This is a genomic window from Pseudomonas sp. C9, from assembly GCF_002000165.1.
In the GTDB taxonomy this organism is placed as follows: domain Bacteria; phylum Pseudomonadota; class Gammaproteobacteria; order Pseudomonadales; family Pseudomonadaceae; genus Aquipseudomonas.
This window is the reverse complement of the sequence record NZ_MPAK01000001.1, coordinates 5,425,768-5,441,568: the sequence shown is the minus strand read 5'-3', so window position 1 is coordinate 5,441,568 and position 15,801 is coordinate 5,425,768. Positions and strand designations below refer to the sequence as shown.

Below are 15,801 nucleotides of genomic sequence, written 5' to 3'. Positions count from 1 at the left end.
GCGGTGTTGGGAGCCTTGCGACCCGATGCCTGAAACAATAGGGCCAAGGCGATTACTTGATAAGTCGATACAATTGGATTGCACTCGTCCACCAGCGACAGGAATGACCCTCTATGATCGACCTCAATGACATCGCCATGTTTGTGCAGGTGGTACGCAGCGGCAGCTTTGCAGAGGCGGCGCGACGCCTCGGCATACCGCCCAATACCGTGAGTCGGCGCATCCAGCAGCTCGAAGCGCATCTGGGTACGCGCCTGCTGCAACGCTCCACCCGCAAGCTCACGCTGACCAGTGCCGGCCAGGACTTTAATGAGCGTTGCGCGGGCGCGGTCGACGGCCTGCTCGACGCGGGTCAGGCGTTGTTAACAGGCAGCAACGAACCGAGCGGCTGGGTGCGCGTGGCGGCTCCGGCCGACTTTTTCGACTTCTTTCAGATGGAATGGGTGACCGATTTTTTGGCGATGCATCCGCGCGTGCGGCTCGACTTCGTGCTCAGCGATGTGAAGGCTGACTTGATCGCCGAGCAGATTGACGTCGCCTTTCGTGGCGGGTCCTTGCGCGACTCCAGCTATGTCGGTCGTCAGATTCTCGACCCTCGCAGCGTCGGGATGGTGGCCAGCCCGTCCTACATCGCGGCACGCGGCTCACCGAGCACACTGCAGGACCTGTTGAACCACGATTGCGTGATCTCCGCGCAACCCGGTGGTCATGCTACGTGGCGCCTAGTCGGGCCCAACGGTGAGGAAGAGGTGCAAGTTGCCGGGCGCTTCAGTGGCAATACCGCGCAAGCACTGCGCAAGGCCGCCGTGGCCGGGCTCGGCATCGCGCTGCTCCCGCCGATGATGGCCAGGCTCGACGTTCAGGCGGGAGTGCTCGTCCCGGTGCTGCCGCAATACCAGCCCCACGGCTACGGTTTTAACGTGCTGTATCCGAGCCGTCGACAGCTGCCGCTCGCCGTGTCGGCGTTCATTGCGTGGGTGATCCAGAAGCTGAATGCGGCGGATGCGCCGGAGGTGTATCGATAGCGGGTTGGGCGAGGAAGCAAGCTCCCCCGCCAACGTGATGCAGCGATTACTTGGGCGGAACGAAGTTATCCAGCATTCGATTCACCGCCAGCTCCCCCAGCATGATGACCTGCTGCAGCGCCAGGACGTTACTGCGATGAGTCCCCTCTAGCGATGCCGCCACGTTGCTGGCCATGACACTGGCCGACGCCATGTTCTCGCACGTTTGAACCAGCAAGGTTTCATGGTCGACGTCTGGGGCAATCATGTAAATGGTGCTGGGTTTGCGTGGGGTGTTGTTCATGAGCGCCGCCGGATTGAGATAGAAGTTGAGCGCGCGCTCGGCGGCGTCGTGGAGTTTTTTTGGGTCGAGGGTTTCGTACGGGGACACTGAATCGGCGGTTGGCGGATCGGTATCGGGTGAATCGGTGTCCGGCGGATTAGGCGTTACTTTGAACATAGTTGCTTTTCTCTCATAGTGAGGCCGCAACCATTTCGCTACTAAACGAAGGGGTGGCGGCTGTGCGCGAGTTAGTAGACCGGATAAGCAACAAAAAACCGGCGCGCCCTAAGGCGCCAAGCGCACAGCCACCATGAGAACAGGCGAGCCTGTCTGAATGATACTTGTGCTTCCGTTGTCACTTAATCCGGGCTACTAAACCCGACCACTGATAGGCAGTGGCAGGGAAACAATAGAGGCCGGGGTCCAGGCGCACAAGCCGGCGGATTCTCTCTGAACCGTAGGTAACGGCGCAAGGTTTTGTAGCCTTGAGGACGTAACACCAAGTGTTTTTAAACACGCTTCGTTAAACGCATGAAAGCTTCCAAAAAAATCAAAGAAACGTCCGACATTTTTTAGCGTAGGTGGCTGCTTGAGCGCTTCGTTCAACAAAGCCCGGCATAGCCCGATCTCCGGCTTAATACGCTGAACGAAAACGCAAACGCCCCGTACCGATTGACGGCCGGGGCGCAGTAAGCCTTCACACAGGATCAGGCCGGGTTTTTCACGCTTGGCCGCTCACCTGTTTTTGCGTTCCATGCGAGGAGCGCAGTGCACTCATCCGGAATCGCAATTTGAGCGAAACCGGCGAAGATCAAGCCCGCCCAAACGGTGATGTCCGCCATCGAGAATTGATCGCCGGCCACGTAAGGCTGCGATCTCAAGACCTGGTCGAAATACTTCATGCCGTTGATAGCTTTCTCTCGGTGCATCTCGCCCCATACGACCCGGTCGCTCCACTCGGGGCTTTTATAGGCTTTCAATTGAGGCCCGAGCCCGTCGGTCGCGTGGTGAAAATAGATGCCGATGGCATCGATGAGCTGGTCGTCGGCGCGTTTCTGCATCATGTGGATCATCCCCTTCTCTTTCGGCGTTGTGCCGGTGAGCGTGGGATTGCCATCAAGGTTGTCGAGATACTCGGTAATGGCCGTGCATTCAGACAGATAAGTGCCGTCATCCAGTTCCAGAACCGGCACGGTGCCGGTGGGGTTGATCGCTAAAAAAGCGCTTTGTTTGTGTTCGGCTGCCGGCAAATCGATCTTGATGAACTCGATGCTGGACGCCAACGCCTTCTCGGCGATGACCACTCGAATACGTAACGGGCTAGGAAAACCGGGGATATCGTAGATCTTCACGTTAACTCCATTGCCATCTATCTATCGGGAGGTAGACAATGCGGCCAGCGATCGTTCAGGTCAACCGATATCTATCGATAGGTAGGCAAAAACAGCATGACAACAATCGATACCAAGCAAACCATCCTGCAAGCAGCCCGTAGAGTCGTGCAGGCCCGCGGCTACAACGCATTGAGTTTTCGCGAGTTGGCGAAAGAAGTGGGGATCAAAAGCGCCAGCATCCACTACCACTTCCCAACCAAGGGTGATTTGGGTGCTGCTCTGGCTCGACGCTACACCGAAGACACCGCCGCGTATCTGGATCAGTTACTGGTGGAATCACAAGACCCGAAGTCGATGATGAAGGACTACACGGCCGCCTTCCGCGCAGCCCTGGAAAACGACAATCGGATGTGCCTGTGCGGAATCCTGGCGGCCGAGCACCACGATCTCCCGGCCGAAGTACGCGTCGAAGTGGACGGGTTCACGGATACGAACGTTCGATGGTTGGCCAAGGTGCTGGCGCTGAAACAGCCAGACGTTCAGCCAGAAGCACTTGAACGGCAAGCACTGTCGATATTTGCCGCCATTCAAGGTGCGCAACTGGTGTCCCGAGGGCGCAACGACATTTCGGTGTACGACCAAATGATCGAATCCTATCGAGTGGCCGGTTTGATGCCTTGAAGTTCGCTTGCCCCGAATCGAGTTTTTACGATAGCGGCTTGGGGATGCCTAAGGCTGATCAGTGGACGGCCCTTTGAGCTCGACCTGGTTACCATCCGGGTCGAAACAATAAAGCGACAAGCCATAACCTTCAGCACCAAAGCGCGTGGCGGCTTTCTCCACTGTCAGACCAAACGACTGCAAGTGGCTGACAAGCGCCGCCTCATCAAAGGGTTCGATACGCAGGCAGACATGGTCGAGGTTACGCCCCTCCTGACCCGCGGCAGCGCCGCCCTTGCGCCCGAGCTCACCGTCCAGGCTGACGAGGTCGATCATCGAGGTCCCGGCGCGCAGGTGCACCAGCCCCAGATCGTCGCGGCGCTTGACCAGTTCAGCGCCGAACACTTGGGCGTAAAACGTGATGCTCTGCTCCAGGTCCTGGACGCGCAGCACGATGTGATCAATGTGTTGAATCGTGAACGGATGCATGAAATCAGTTCCTGAAGGGTTGCATGACCGGTAACCCGAACACTGTAGCCCAGGGTCTCAAAAATTCCCTGTCGATTTTCCGGTGGAGTCCCCGCCCACAGGGTTTTATGCTCAGTCCATGAACATACAAACCGCTTTGCTGCCGCCCCACGCCGAAATGGTTCGCGCCATGCTCGAACGCGACACTGCCTACGAAGGCGTGTTCTTCACGGCCGTGAAAACCACCGGGATCTTCTGCCGCCCCGGCTGCACGGCGCGCAAGCCAAAACCGGAGAATGTCGAATTTTTTGCCCATGCCGATGAATGCCTGTCGGCGGGCTACCGCGCCTGCCTGCGCTGCAAGCCGTTGGACGCTGCGGCGATCGCACCCGACTGGGTGCAGGCGCTGCTCAAATCGGTGGACGCCGACCCCGAGCAGCGCTGGACCGACGCCCAGTTGTTGGCCCAAGGCATCGAGCCGCTGAAGCTGCGGCGCTGGTTCAAACAGCACTTCGGCATGACCTTCCACGCCTGGCTGCGCACCCGCCGGCTGGGCATGGCGCTGGGCGGGATCAAACAGGGCGACTCCATCGACAGCGCGGCATTCGACTCAGGTTATGAATCGCTCAGCGGCTTTCGTGACGCTTTTCAGAAGTCGTTCCACATTACGCCGGGCCGGGCCGCTCAAAGTGAACCGCTGCTCTTTACCCGGCTGACCACGCCACTGGGGCCGATGATCGCCATGGCCGAGCGCCGTGGCCTGGTGCTGCTGGAGTTCCTCGATCGCCCGGCATTGACCCGGGAAATCGAAGAACTGCAGCACCGGCATGACTACGCTGTCGCGCCGGGACATCACGCCCATCTGCAACACATCGAGGCCGAACTGGCGCAGTACTTCGCCGGCAAGCTCACGCACTTCAGCGTGCCATTGCACTTGCCGGGCAGCGACTTCGCCCGCCAGGTGTGGGCGCAACTGGCTACTATCCCCTATGGCCAGACCAGCACCTACGGCGCCATTGCCGCACGACTGGGCAAGCCCGGTGCCAGCCGCGCCGTGGGCCTGGCCAACGGGCGCAATCGACTGGCCATCGTGGTGCCCTGCCACCGGGTGATCGGTGCGGACGGCTCGTTGACCGGCTATGGTGGAGGACAACCGCGCAAGGCGTTTCTGCTACGGCTGGAAAACGCGGCGGTGCAGCTCACCCAACCACTCGCGTTCTGAATTTCTCAACCGTCATAAGGAAGGACATTCGATGGACAACCAATTCCACCAGTTGCACCAGCAAGGCTTGTTGATCCTCACCAACGTCGCCGATGCCACCGGGGCGAGGATCGTCGAGCAACTGGGCTGTAAAGCGGTCGCCACCAGCAGTGCGGCGGTGGCGTGGGCTCATGGTTATGCGGACGGTAATGCCCTGCCCGTCGAACGCCTGGTATCGACCGTCGAATCCATCGCCCGGGTGATTTCCGTGCCGTTGACGGTGGACATCGAGGCTGGCTATTCCGATGACCTTGCGCGCGTTGCGCAAGTGATTGAGGCGGTGATTGACGCCGGGGCGGTCGGGATCAATATCGAGGACGGCGCGTCCCCGCCCGAGCTGCTGGTGCGCAAAATCGAAGTGGCGCGCAAGGTCGCCGATCAGCGCAATGTGAAACTGTTTATCAATGCGCGCACCGATGTGTACCTTCGAGGATTGGTGCCGGCCGAGGATCGCGTCGCCGAGACACTCAGGCGCGCCGCGTTATACCAGGCGGCGGGTGCCGATGGGTTGTTTGCGGCGGGCGTCTCGGCGGAGTATGAAATCGCGGCGTTGTGCCAAGGCACCCCGCTGCCGGTGAACGTGCTGGGACTGGCGAGCCTGCCCTCGCCCGACGCGCTGCAAGCCTTGGGTGTGCGACGCTTGAGTGCCGGTTCGGGCATCGCCGAGTTTCTGTACGGTGCGATGGCCGGCCTTTCTAAAAGCTTTCTGGAAACCGGCAAACTCGACAGCAGTCACCTCAAGGCGTTCACCTACGGCGAGATCAACGCCTTGCTCAAACCTGCCGGGACTGCTTGATCGCCATGCCCGATCCCTATCAAGCCGAGAGCGCTTTCCTGGCGGCCCTGGACGACGACTGGGCGCGCCACATCGCCGCCATCGGCCCGTGCCTGCATCAGCCTCATGCGGCTCGCGATCCGTATGAGTCGCTGGTGCGGGCGATTGCCTACCAGCAACTGCACGCCAAGGCCGGGGATGCGATTGTCGGCCGGTTGCTGGCGCTGTTTCCATCGGTGAGCTTTCCACGGCCCGAGCAGATTCTGGCGACAGGGTTCGATCAATTGCGCAGTTGCGGGTTCTCGGCAGGCAAAATCGCGACCATTCAAGGGATTGCCCAAGCGACCCTGGACGGCGTGGTGCCGGATTACGCCACGGCATTGGCGATGGAAGATGAGGACCTGATCTCGCGGCTGGTGACCTTGCGCGGCGTCGGGCGCTGGACGGTTGAGATGTTGTTGATCTACAGCCTCGAACGGCCGGACATTTTGCCGGCCGATGACTTTGGCGTGCGTGAGGGGTATCGGCGGCTGAAGGGGCTGGAAGTACAACCAACACGCAAGCAGATGGTCGAGATCGGGCTGGCGTGGAGCCCATACCGGACGGTGGCGGCTTGGTATTTGTGGCGGGTGCCCAACAAATAAACCGCGTTATCGTTCATCGCGGGCAAGCCCGCTCCCACAGGGGATTTGTGAACCTCAAAGATCCAGTGTGGGAGCGGGCTTGCTCGCGAAGGGGCCGGCAAACTCACCCCATCAGTCAGGGCCAATCACAACCCGGATTTCAACCGGCTAAACGCCCGGATCAATGCCCGGTTAAACGCCTTCCCATTATCATTCTTGCTGTACAACGAGGCCTTCACCTGCGCCGTCGGATACGTCCCCGGATCATTGCGAATCGCCGGATCAATCAGGCCATCCGCTGCCGTAATCGCATTGGCGTAATGAATGGTGTCGGTAATCGGCGCAATCACCTCCGGCGTCATCAAATAATCCATCAACGCCAGTCCCGCCTCGGGATGCGGTGCATCTTTGGGAATGACCATCGCGTCAAACCAGATCAACGCGCCTTCCTTGGGGATCCGGTAACTCAACTTGAATGGCTTGTTCGCAGCCGTTGCCTGCCCGGCAGCGATGGCCACGTTGCCGTTCCACGACATCGCCACGCAGGTGTTGCCATTGGCCAGATCGCTGATGTTCAGGTCATTGTCGAAGTAGCGAATGTACGGCCGGATCTTCGCCAATTGCTGCTCGGCGAGCTTCAGGTCATCCAGGTTCTGACGGTTGATGTCCAGGCCCATGTACTTCATGACCGCCGCAAACACTTCGTTGGGATCGTTGAGCAGGCTGACCCCGCAATCGGCAAATTTCGACACCACCGCCGGGTCGAACAGCATCGCCCAACTGTCCGTTGGTGCGTGCGGTAAACGCTGTTCTACGGCCTGTTCCTGATAGCCGACGCCGGTGGTGCCCCACGCATAGATACCGGCGTAGCGATTGCCGGGATCAAACACCGCCATGTGTTCGCGGAATTCGTCGCCGACACCTTGAAAATGCGGTATTTGCTGGTGGTCCAGCGTCTGGATCGCGCCACTCTGGATCGCCCGCGATAAGTGCTGCCCCGCCGTTAGCACCAGGTCATAACCGCTGCGTCCGGTCAGCAGTTTGGTTTCGACGGTTTCCAGTGAATCAAAGTGATCAGCGACCACATGGATACCGGTTTTCGCCTCGAAATTCTTTAACGTATCCGGGGCCAGGTACTCGCCCCAGATATACAGGTTGACCACCGGTCTGGTGGTGTCGGCGGCCTGCACACACAGGGGTGCAAGCACCAGCGTTAACGCTTGAGTCAGTTTGTGCAGGCCCATGTTCAAACGTCCTTTTTGTTGCGGGCAGGCGCCGCGTATTGCGGCATGGTGATGCACGCGACATTGCCGCCGCCGAGGAGGATTTCCCGGGAGTTTTCGATACCGACAATTGTGTGAGTCGGGAACAGTTCGGCCAGCGTTGCCAGCGCCGCCTGATCGTGACGGTCACCGAACAACGGCACCACGATCGACGTATTGCCGGCGTAGTAGTTGATATACGACGCGCATATCTGCGTCCCGGCCTGGCGCGTATGCGTGCTGTCTTGCTGATCCAGCCCTTCGGCTTCTGCAGCGGTCCATTGCAGTACATCCGGTTGCGGCAGTTTATGCACGATCAGCTCGCGACCACGGCTGTCACGGGTGCTGCGCAGGATGTCGTAGGCCTCCTGATAGATTTCCCACTGGGGGTCATCGCGGTTGTCGCTCCATTGCAGCACCACTTCACCGGGTCGCACGAAGCAGGCGAGATCGTCGACGTGGCCGTCGGTTTCGTCGAACTTGCAACCGCGCGGCAGCCAAATGACTTGCTCGGCGCCGAGGTAATCGGTCAGTCGGCGCGTGACCTCTTCCTTGCCCAAATGCTGATTGCGGTTGCGGTTTAGCAGGCATTGCTCGGTGGTGAGGATGCTGCCTTGGCCGTCGCTTTGAATGCCACCCAACTCGGCAATCAACGGTGCGCGGTAGCGGTCGAAACGTTCGATTTCGAGAATCTTGCTGGCGATCTGATCGTCCTTGTCCCACGGGTAGTACAAACCTCCGTCAAGGCCACCATAAGCGTTGAACTCAAAGTCGACGCCGCGCACTTCACCGCTGTGGTCGTTGACCACAAAGCACGGGCCACTGTCGCGGAACCAGGTGTCGTTGCAGGTCATTTCCACCACCCGCACTTGAGGGGGAAGCTGGCGGCGGGCGGTGGCGAATTGGGCGGCGGAGGCACACACGGTCACCGGTTCGCTTTGCGAGATGGCGGTGACGATTTGCACCCAGACTTTCTGCGCAGGCTTGGCGCCGTTGCGCCAGACGTCGGTGCGCTCCGGCCAGCCGAGCCAGCAGCCGGACTTGGCTTCGAATTCGCCAGGCAGGCGGAAGCCGTCTTGTTTGGGGGTGGAGTCGAGCAAACGTGCCATGTTCAAACCTCATCAGCGGGGATTGGAATGACCACAGGCTAAGGTCGCTGGCGCCTTGCTCGCCAACGATGATTATTTCGGAATACTTGAATTCAACTCATCAATCGATCAGTTGATCGTTGAACCATTCCAGCATCTGCGCCACGGCCGGACGCTCCAGCCGCACCCGTTCGCATACCAGTGCGTATTGGCCGAGCGCCGTCATGCTGGACGTGAACGGCCGCACCAGACGCCCGCTGAGCAAGTCCTCCTGAGCCGTCAGGTTGTCGCCCATGGCCACGCCCTGCCCTTGGGCCGCTGCTTCCAGTGCCAGGCCCGCGTGGGCGAAATACAACTGCCGTTCGGGGCGTTGATCCCCGGCATGGCTGGTCAGCCAAGCGGTCCAGGTCTTGCCGTCCTGATCGTCGTGCAACAGGCAATGGCGCGCCAGATCCTTGGGCGCTTTCAACGTACCCTGGTTGAACAGACCGGGGCTGCACACCGGAAAGAACTGCAATGCCGGCAATGGCCGGACGAAGTACGCGCTGCTGTCCACCGGGCCCGTGCCATAGGTGATCGCCAGGTCGATGTCTTCCCCGGGTGCCGTCGCATCAATGGGTTGTTCATAGAGGTGCAAGGTGATGTGCGGATAGCGCGCGTAAAAATCCGTGAGGCGGCTCATCAACCATTTTTGTGCCAGCTCGGCGGTCACCGCCAGTCGCAACACTGCCAGTGATGACGGATCGCGCAGTTCGTCGCAGGCATCGCCGATCAATTCGAAGGCCTGCTGCAAGCTCTGCATCAAGCGCCCGGCGGCCATCGTCGGGCGAATCTGGCGACCTTCACGCACAAACAGCGACACGCCCAGCTGTTCTTCGAGTTGGCGGATTTGATGGCTGACGGCGCTGTCGGTGACGCACAACTCGGCGGCGGCACGGCCGAAATGCGCGTGGCGGGCGGCGCATTCGAAGGTTCGCAGTGCTGCTAAGGAAGGCAATCGTCGCATGAGGTCAGCCTTGAAGATGAAGGCGTCCATGCTGCCTTGGCCATTCGCGGGCGTCCAGCGGGACCGCGTTATCGTTCATCGCGAGCAAGCTCGGCTCCCACAGGGGGTTTGTGAACACCGAAGATCCAATGTGGGAGCGAGCCTGCTCGCGAAGGGGCCAGCACATTCACCACAGATCCACCGCCCCATCACCCTCCCTTATCCACCATGACTTCCCTCCAGACCCGGCGCATGTTGGTGTCTCAACCGGAGGGATTCGCCATGCTCGAAGCACTGAAACAGATCAACTCAACCTCAGCCTTCAACCGCTGGGCCGATTTCGAAGTGACCCATGCCGCAAGTGGCGAAGCCGAGCTGACCATGGCTTTTCGCGAAACCGATATGGCGCAATATGCAGGCTTCCTGCACGCTGGCCTGATTGGCGCGCTGCTCGACACGGCGTGCGGCTTTGCTGCCGGCACGGTCGCCGGCAACGTGCTGGCGTCGCACTTTTCGGTCAACTGCCTGGCGCCTGCAATCGGTGAAGCGTTCGTCGTTCGTGGTCGGGTGGTAAAGGCTGGCAAGAAACAGGTGTTCGCCCGCGCCGAGCTGTTTGCACAAACCGGCGATCAACTGAAACTGGTAGCGACCGGCGATGCGATTCTGGTACCGGTCTAGGCTGTCTGGATAAACCCCAGACCGGTCGGAGGTTGCCATGCAGCTCGAAGGCTCCTGTCATTGCGGCGCGGTGTCGTTCAGTTTGAACAGCGCCCACCCCTACCCTTATCAGCGTTGCTACTGCTCGATCTGCCGCAAGACACAGGGCGGTGGCGGGTATGCGATCAACCTCGGCGGCGATGCCGCAAGCCTTAAGGTACACGGGCGAAAGCACATCGCGATTTACCATGCGCGGCTCAAGAATGACGGCGACAAACGCGCCCACAGCAGCAGCGCCGAGCGGCATTTCTGCTCACTGTGCGGGAGTGGTTTGTGGCTGTTCAGCCCTGAGTGGCCGGAGCTGATCCACCCGTTCGCGTCCGCCATCGACACTCCGTTGCCGGTGCCACCGGAGCACACGCACCTGATGCTCGGCTCGAAAGCACCGTGGGTGGAGGTCGAGGCGCACCCTGGCGATCAGCAATTCGACGTTTATCCCGAAGAATCCATCGCCGACTGGCACGAGCGCCTTGGGTTGACTCGCGAGGACGTTTAACAGTCTGTGTCAGGCCGCTGCGGGCACACCGCTGTGGAAACGGAATTCCACGTCTGGCGACTCGATCAGTTCCTGCTCGGCGGCGCGGACCTTGTCGATCACCTGGGCGATATCCTTGGCATCGCCGTACTGATAGGCCAGTTTCAGGTAACCCTGAAAATGCCGGGCCTCGCTTTTCAGCAGCCCGAAGTAGAACTTGCCCAGTTCTTCGTCCAGGTGCGGCACCAGTGCCTCGAAACGCTCGCAGCTACGGGCCTCGATAAACGCGCCGACCACCAGGGTGTCCACCAGTTTGACCGGTTCGTGGCTACGCACCACTTTGCGCAAACCCGAGGCGTATCGCCCGGCAGACAGTTGGCGCAGCTCGATCTTGCGCTTTTTCATCAGGCGCATGACCTGCTCGTGGTGCACCAGTTCTTCCCGGGCCAGGCGCGACATCAGGTTGATCAGGTCGACGTGGGAGTGATACTTGGCAATCAGGCTCAGCGCGGTGCTGGCGGCCTTGAATTCGCAGTTCTTGTGGTCGATCAGCAGGGTTTCCTGATCGGCCAGTGCGGCCTGAACCCAGCCGTCGGGGGTACGGCAGCCAAGGAACTCGTGAATTTCGGGAAGGATCATGGGGCTCACGGATAAGTGGTTCAAATCGAAGGGCGCCGATTATACCGGCCTGCCCGCAGACCACCAGCGGCCAACCATTGATATGCATCAAGTCGCCGGATGCCGGGCAGCAACTATAGTTGTGCAACGCCGTGCTTTTTTCTTCAGGAGATCCCGATCATGCAAGCCATTCGCAGCATTCTGGTGGTCATAGAACCCGAACACTCGGAGAGCCTGGCGCTCAAACGGGCCAAATTGATTGCCGGGGTGACCCAGGCGCACTTGCACCTGCTGGTCGGCGACCCCAAGCATGATCACAGCGGCATGCTGGGCGTGCTCAAGGCTGCCTTGCTGGCGGACGGTTACAGCGTCACCACCGAGCAGGCCTGGCATAAAAGCCTGCACGAAACCATTGTCGAAGTGCAGCAGGCTGAAGGCTGCGGGCTGGTGGTCAAGCAGCACTTCCCGGACAGCCCGCTGAAAAAGGCACTGCTGACCCCGGAGGACTGGAAACTGCTTCGCGCGTGCCCTACCCCCGTGCTGCTGGTAAAAACCGCCGGTTCCTGGAAAGACAAAGTGATTCTGGCGGCCGTCGATGTCGGCAATACCGACCCTGAACACCGCCACCTGCACAACACCATCATCGATCATGGCTATGACATCGCCGGCCTGGCCAAGGCGCACCTACACGTCGTCAGCGCTCATCCGTCGCCGATGTTGTCCGCCGCCGATCCCACGTTGCAGCTCAGCGAAACCATCGAGGCGCGCTATCGCGAGCAGTGCCGGGCGTTCCAGGCAGAGTTCGACATCGACGACTCGCACCTGCACATCGAAGAAGGCCCGGCAGACGTTTTGATACCGTTCATGGCGCACAAGCTGCAGGCGGCTGTGACCGTGATTGGCACCGTGGCGCGCAGCGGACTGTCAGGGGCATTGATCGGCAATACGGCTGAAGTGGTGCTGGATTCGGTGGAGAGTGACGTGCTGGTGCTCAAGCCGCGGGAGATCGAGGATCATCTGGAGGAGTTGGCTGACAAGCATTGAAATCTGTGGCGTCTTGTCGGACGCCATCGCGGGCAAGCCCGCTCCCACATTGGTCTTGCGAACGACTCAGATCCCCTGTGGGAGCGGGCTTGCCCGCGATGCTCTTAGGCGCCGAAGGCGTCTTTCAGGAAACCCGGCGCGATGTACCGCTGGTAGTGCGCCTCGGACAGGAGGAAAAATTCCCGATCAATGGCATCGCGCAATTCCGGCAGGTTCCAGTCGCGGAACTCCGGCATCAACACCATCCCGTAGGCCTCCAGGTTGTTGATCACCCGCGCCCCACGGGCAATCAATTGATACGCCCAGCAATACTCTGACTGATGCGGCACAAAACGAATCTTGCGTTGCTCCAGTTGCAAACGCAGGCGCTGGGGGTCGAACACCTCCAGCTTGCTGGCCATCACTTGGGACAGCAATTGTTCAAGTCGAAGCCATACGGCGCGCTTCTCCTCCTCGTTGTAGCCATTCCAGTTGATCACTTCATGGTGGAAACGCTTACAGCCACGGCACACCAAATCACCGTAAACAGTGGAGCAAAGGCCGACGCATGGCGTCTTGATAGTCTGATTGGGCATAGAGGTAGGCAAAACACGGGGAAAACTGACAGGTCCGCATGTTAGCCCTTTGTCTAACATTCATCACCCCTCAAAATTCGAGGGCTAACTTACCTTTAATTTTTTTTTGCCGTAGAATCAGCCAGCCTTTTTAAGGCGCCAATGTCCGTTTGAAGCTGTTTTCAAAGCGTCACGAGCACAGTCGTTCCTTCAGAGCGGTGTTGGCGAAGGGTTTTTCCAGCGGGGAAAAGCTCAACGCCAACCCTCATCAGCTCCCGTTCTGCAGGCGTAAAACTTTGAAAGCAGCTTCTGTAAGGAATTGTCGGTAATTCTGGCTAAGTGGCTCACAACGCCATGCAGCGCATGAGTACGGCAATTTCGGGATGAGCGTCCCGGACACCCATTTGGGACCACTGATGAGGGTAATAACTGTGCTTGAAGCCTACCGCAAACATATCGAAGAGCGTGCAGCACTGGGTATCGTTCCCCAGCCACTTAACGCCGAACAAACTGCAGGCCTGGTCGAGCTGCTGAAGAATCCTCCGGCTGGCGAAGAAGCTTTCCTCGTTGACCTGATCACCAATCGCGTTCCACCTGGCGTGGACGAAGCAGCCTATGTCAAGGCCGGCTTCCTGTCCGCCCTCGCCAAAGGCGAAGCCAAATCCCCCCTGATCGACAAGAAGCGCGCTGTTGAACTGCTCGGCACCATGCAGGGCGGCTACAACATCGTGACCCTGGTCAACCTGCTGGACGACGCCGAACTGGCGCCCGTCGCGGCCAAAGAACTCAAGCACACCCTGCTGATGTTCGATGCCTTCCACGACGTCGCTGAGCGCGCCAAGAACGGTAACGTTCACGCTAAAGGCGTGCTGCAGTCCTGGGCTGACGGCGAGTGGTTCCCGGTGCTGTTGGACGAAGTTCGTGCTGGCGGCCGTATTCCGCTGATCATCGGCCGTGGCCTGACCGACAAGGCTCGCGCCGAACTGGGTCTGCCAGCGTTCGACCTGTTCAAACTGCCGGAAGCCCCGGCTGAAAGCACCAAGGGTTACACCCTGGCGCAGAAAATGGTCGGCAAGGCCTGCGGCGTAGCCGGTGTGCGTCCTGGCACCTACTGCGAACCGAAGATGACCACCGTAGGTTCTCAGGACACCACCGGTCCAATGACCCGTGACGAACTGAAAGACCTGGCGTGCCTGGGCTTCTCGGCTGATCTGGTGATGCAGTCGTTCTGCCACACCGCGGCGTATCCAAAGCCGATCGACGTGACCACCCACCACACCCTGCCTGACTTCATCATGACCCGTGGCGGCGTTTCGCTGCGTCCGGGCGACGGCATCATCCACTCGTGGCTGAACCGCATGCTGCTGCCAGACACCGTCGGTACCGGTGGTGACTCGCACACCCGTTTCCCGATGGGCATCTCGTTCCCGGCCGGTTCCGGTCTGGTCGCGTTCGCCGCTGCCACCGGCGTCATGCCGCTGGACATGCCGGAATCGATCCTGGTGCGCTTCAAAGGCAAGATGCAACCGGGCGTCACCCTGCGTGACCTGGTTCACGCCATTCCTTACTTCGCGATCCAGGCTGGCCTGCTGACCGTCGAGAAGAAAGGCAAGAAGAACGCTTTCTCCGGTCGCATCCTGGAAATCGAAGGCCTGGACAACCTGAGCATCGAACAGGCTTTCGAACTGTCCGACGCCTCGGCCGAACGTTCGGCTGCCGGTTGCACCATCAAGCTGTCGAAAGAGTCGATCACCGAATACCTGAGCTCCAACATCACTCTGCTGCGCTGGATGATCGGCGAAGGCTACGGTGACGTGCGTACCCTGGAACGTCGTGCTCAAGCGATGGAAGCCTGGATCGCCAACCCTGAGTTGATGGTTGCCGATGCTGACGCCGAATACGCTGAAATCATCGAAATCGATCTGGCCGACATCAAAGAGCCTGTGCTCTGCGCGCCAAACGATCCGGACGACGCCCGTCTGCTGTCCAGCGTTGCTGGCGAGAAGATCGACGAAGTGTTCATCGGTTCGTGCATGACCAACATTGGTCACTTCCGCGCTGCCGGCAAGTTGCTGGATCAGGTCAAGGGTCAGCTGCCAACCCGTCTGTGGCTGTCGCCGCCGACCAAAATGGACGCTCACCAGCTGACCGAGGAAGGCTACTACGGCATCTACGGCAAGGCCGGCGCACGCATGGAAATGCCAGGTTGCTCGCTGTGCATGGGTAACCAGGCCCGCGTTGAGCCGAACTCCACTGTAGTGTCGACCTCGACCCGTAACTTCCCGAACCGTCTGGGTGACGGCGCGAACGTCTACCTGGCTTCGGCTGAGCTGGCGTCTGTTGCTTCCATCCTGGGTCGCCTGCCGACCGTCGAGGAGTACATGGAATACGCGGGCAAGATCGACAGCATGGCGGCCGATGTCTACCGCTACCTGTCCTTCGACCAGATCGCCGAGTTCCGTGAAGTCGCTGCGAACGCCAAGATCCCGGTCGTTCAAGCGTAACGCTGCAACGCCATAGAAAACGCCGCCCTTCGTGAGAGGGGCGGCGTTTTTTTATGCCTGCTGAATAGGCATGCACAACACAAACCCTGTGGGAGCGGGCTTGCTCGCGAAGGCGGTGTGTCAGCCGGCAACATTGTTGAATGATC

The 15,801-nt window shown here is 59.9% G+C and carries 17 protein-coding genes; 9 read left to right on the top strand and 8 right to left on the bottom strand.

Features of this window, described 5'->3' with window-relative positions; genetic code table 11:
- Positions 1 to 113 precede the first annotated feature (113 nt).
- Entirely contained in the window at positions 114 to 1,025 is a 912-nt protein-coding gene (locus BMS17_RS25495) for a LysR family transcriptional regulator (protein WP_077432052.1), read from the top strand.
- A gap of 46 nt (positions 1,026 to 1,071) precedes the next feature.
- Here the strand turns inward: BMS17_RS25495 and BMS17_RS25490 are convergent, their stop codons facing one another.
- Both BMS17_RS25490 and BMS17_RS25485 read right to left on the bottom strand, forming a co-directional pair.
- A complete protein-coding gene (locus tag BMS17_RS25490) occupies positions 1,072 to 1,464 on the bottom strand; it encodes a DUF6124 family protein (protein ID WP_046032081.1) in 393 nt (130 codons plus the stop codon).
- A gap of 530 nt (positions 1,465 to 1,994) precedes the next feature.
- Positions 1,995 to 2,639, bottom strand: coding sequence for a glutathione S-transferase (locus BMS17_RS25485; protein ID WP_046032080.1), 645 nt, complete (start codon positions 2,637 to 2,639; stop codon positions 1,995 to 1,997).
- Positions 2,640 to 2,735: 96 nt separating this feature from the next.
- On the opposite strand from BMS17_RS25485, the gene BMS17_RS25480 reads away from it, so the two are divergent.
- The gene (locus BMS17_RS25480) at positions 2,736 to 3,302 is read left to right on the top strand and encodes a TetR/AcrR family transcriptional regulator (protein ID WP_046032079.1); all 567 of its coding nucleotides are present in this window, start codon (positions 2,736 to 2,738) and stop codon (positions 3,300 to 3,302) included.
- A gap of 48 nt (positions 3,303 to 3,350) precedes the next feature.
- Here BMS17_RS25480 and BMS17_RS25475 read toward each other — a convergent pair whose 3' ends face one another.
- Positions 3,351 to 3,770 carry a VOC family protein gene (locus BMS17_RS25475; RefSeq protein ID WP_077432051.1) on the bottom strand — a complete coding sequence of 140 codons (420 nt, stop codon included), beginning with the start codon at positions 3,768 to 3,770 and terminating at the stop codon, positions 3,351 to 3,353.
- A gap of 118 nt (positions 3,771 to 3,888) precedes the next feature.
- On the opposite strand from BMS17_RS25475, the gene BMS17_RS25470 reads away from it, so the two are divergent.
- Genes BMS17_RS25470 through BMS17_RS25460 form a run of 3 tightly spaced genes read left to right on the top strand, consistent with a single transcriptional unit; the run spans position 3,889 to position 6,429 of the window.
- Positions 3,889 to 4,971, top strand: coding sequence for a bifunctional transcriptional activator/DNA repair enzyme AdaA (locus tag BMS17_RS25470; RefSeq protein ID WP_077432050.1), 1,083 nt, complete (start codon positions 3,889 to 3,891; stop codon positions 4,969 to 4,971).
- A 31-nt stretch (positions 4,972 to 5,002) separates the two neighbouring features.
- The gene (locus BMS17_RS25465; protein WP_046032076.1) at positions 5,003 to 5,806 is read left to right on the top strand and encodes an isocitrate lyase/phosphoenolpyruvate mutase family protein; all 804 of its coding nucleotides are present in this window, start codon (positions 5,003 to 5,005) and stop codon (positions 5,804 to 5,806) included.
- A gap of 5 nt (positions 5,807 to 5,811) precedes the next feature.
- The gene (locus BMS17_RS25460) at positions 5,812 to 6,429 is read left to right on the top strand and encodes a DNA-3-methyladenine glycosylase (RefSeq protein ID WP_077432049.1); all 618 of its coding nucleotides are present in this window, start codon (positions 5,812 to 5,814) and stop codon (positions 6,427 to 6,429) included.
- 125 nt (positions 6,430 to 6,554) lie between these two features.
- Here BMS17_RS25460 and BMS17_RS25455 read toward each other — a convergent pair whose 3' ends face one another.
- The 3 genes from BMS17_RS25455 to BMS17_RS25445 form a co-directional block, all read right to left on the bottom strand.
- The gene (locus BMS17_RS25455; protein ID WP_077432048.1) at positions 6,555 to 7,652 is read right to left on the bottom strand and encodes an extracellular solute-binding protein; all 1,098 of its coding nucleotides are present in this window, start codon (positions 7,650 to 7,652) and stop codon (positions 6,555 to 6,557) included.
- Positions 7,653 to 7,654: 2 nt separating this feature from the next.
- Entirely contained in the window at positions 7,655 to 8,779 is a 1,125-nt protein-coding gene (gene aguA, locus BMS17_RS25450; protein ID WP_077432047.1) for an agmatine deiminase, read from the bottom strand.
- Between the two features lie 100 nt (positions 8,780 to 8,879).
- Positions 8,880 to 9,764 (bottom strand): LysR substrate-binding domain-containing protein, encoded by an 885-nt coding sequence (locus BMS17_RS25445; protein ID WP_077432223.1) that lies wholly within the window; start codon positions 9,762 to 9,764, stop codon positions 8,880 to 8,882.
- A 261-nt stretch (positions 9,765 to 10,025) separates the two neighbouring features.
- On the opposite strand from BMS17_RS25445, the gene BMS17_RS25440 reads away from it, so the two are divergent.
- Entirely contained in the window at positions 10,026 to 10,421 is a 396-nt protein-coding gene (locus tag BMS17_RS25440; RefSeq protein WP_046032071.1) for a PaaI family thioesterase, read from the top strand.
- A 37-nt stretch (positions 10,422 to 10,458) separates the two neighbouring features.
- A complete protein-coding gene (locus BMS17_RS25435) occupies positions 10,459 to 10,956 on the top strand; it encodes a GFA family protein (protein ID WP_077432046.1) in 498 nt (165 codons plus the stop codon).
- A gap of 9 nt (positions 10,957 to 10,965) precedes the next feature.
- Here BMS17_RS25435 and BMS17_RS25430 read toward each other — a convergent pair whose 3' ends face one another.
- A complete protein-coding gene (locus tag BMS17_RS25430; RefSeq protein WP_046032069.1) occupies positions 10,966 to 11,574 on the bottom strand; it encodes a tRNA-(ms[2]io[6]A)-hydroxylase in 609 nt (202 codons plus the stop codon).
- A gap of 159 nt (positions 11,575 to 11,733) precedes the next feature.
- Here BMS17_RS25430 and BMS17_RS25425 point away from each other — a divergent pair, with 159 nt between their 5' ends.
- Positions 11,734 to 12,597 (top strand): universal stress protein, encoded by an 864-nt coding sequence (locus BMS17_RS25425; protein ID WP_046032068.1) that lies wholly within the window; start codon positions 11,734 to 11,736, stop codon positions 12,595 to 12,597.
- A 104-nt stretch (positions 12,598 to 12,701) separates the two neighbouring features.
- Here BMS17_RS25425 and BMS17_RS25420 read toward each other — a convergent pair whose 3' ends face one another.
- On the bottom strand, positions 12,702 to 13,172 hold the full coding sequence (locus BMS17_RS25420; protein ID WP_027923350.1) for a DUF1289 domain-containing protein: 471 nt from the start codon (positions 13,170 to 13,172) through the stop codon (positions 12,702 to 12,704).
- Between the two features lie 410 nt (positions 13,173 to 13,582).
- Here BMS17_RS25420 and BMS17_RS25415 point away from each other — a divergent pair, with 410 nt between their 5' ends.
- A complete protein-coding gene (locus BMS17_RS25415) occupies positions 13,583 to 15,655 on the top strand; it encodes a bifunctional aconitate hydratase 2/2-methylisocitrate dehydratase (protein WP_077432045.1) in 2,073 nt (690 codons plus the stop codon).
- Positions 15,656 to 15,801 lie beyond the last annotated feature (146 nt).

Excerpts from the sequence above, each read along its gene's own strand:
- BMS17_RS25495 (WP_077432052.1), top strand. The coding sequence starts at position 114 with ATGATCGACCTCAATGACATCGCCATGTTTGTGCAGGTGGTACGCAGC.
- BMS17_RS25490 (WP_046032081.1), bottom strand. The coding sequence starts at position 1,464 with ATGTTCAAAGTAACGCCTAATCCGCCGGACACCGATTCACCCGATACC.
- BMS17_RS25480 (WP_046032079.1), top strand. The coding sequence starts at position 2,736 with ATGACAACAATCGATACCAAGCAAACCATCCTGCAAGCAGCCCGTAGA.
- BMS17_RS25475 (WP_077432051.1), bottom strand. The coding sequence starts at position 3,770 with ATGCATCCGTTCACGATTCAACACATTGATCACATCGTGCTGCGCGTC.
- BMS17_RS25470 (WP_077432050.1), top strand. The coding sequence starts at position 3,889 with ATGAACATACAAACCGCTTTGCTGCCGCCCCACGCCGAAATGGTTCGC.
- BMS17_RS25465 (WP_046032076.1), top strand. The coding sequence starts at position 5,003 with ATGGACAACCAATTCCACCAGTTGCACCAGCAAGGCTTGTTGATCCTC.
- BMS17_RS25460 (WP_077432049.1), top strand. The coding sequence starts at position 5,812 with ATGCCCGATCCCTATCAAGCCGAGAGCGCTTTCCTGGCGGCCCTGGAC.
- BMS17_RS25455 (WP_077432048.1), bottom strand. The coding sequence starts at position 7,652 with ATGGGCCTGCACAAACTGACTCAAGCGTTAACGCTGGTGCTTGCACCC.
- aguA (WP_077432047.1), bottom strand. The coding sequence starts at position 8,779 with ATGGCACGTTTGCTCGACTCCACCCCCAAACAAGACGGCTTCCGCCTG.
- BMS17_RS25445 (WP_077432223.1), bottom strand. The coding sequence starts at position 9,764 with ATGCGACGATTGCCTTCCTTAGCAGCACTGCGAACCTTCGAATGCGCC.
- BMS17_RS25440 (WP_046032071.1), top strand. The coding sequence starts at position 10,026 with ATGCTCGAAGCACTGAAACAGATCAACTCAACCTCAGCCTTCAACCGC.
- BMS17_RS25435 (WP_077432046.1), top strand. The coding sequence starts at position 10,459 with ATGCAGCTCGAAGGCTCCTGTCATTGCGGCGCGGTGTCGTTCAGTTTG.
- BMS17_RS25430 (WP_046032069.1), bottom strand. The coding sequence starts at position 11,574 with ATGATCCTTCCCGAAATTCACGAGTTCCTTGGCTGCCGTACCCCCGAC.
- BMS17_RS25425 (WP_046032068.1), top strand. The coding sequence starts at position 11,734 with ATGCAAGCCATTCGCAGCATTCTGGTGGTCATAGAACCCGAACACTCG.
- BMS17_RS25420 (WP_027923350.1), bottom strand. The coding sequence starts at position 13,172 with ATGCCCAATCAGACTATCAAGACGCCATGCGTCGGCCTTTGCTCCACT.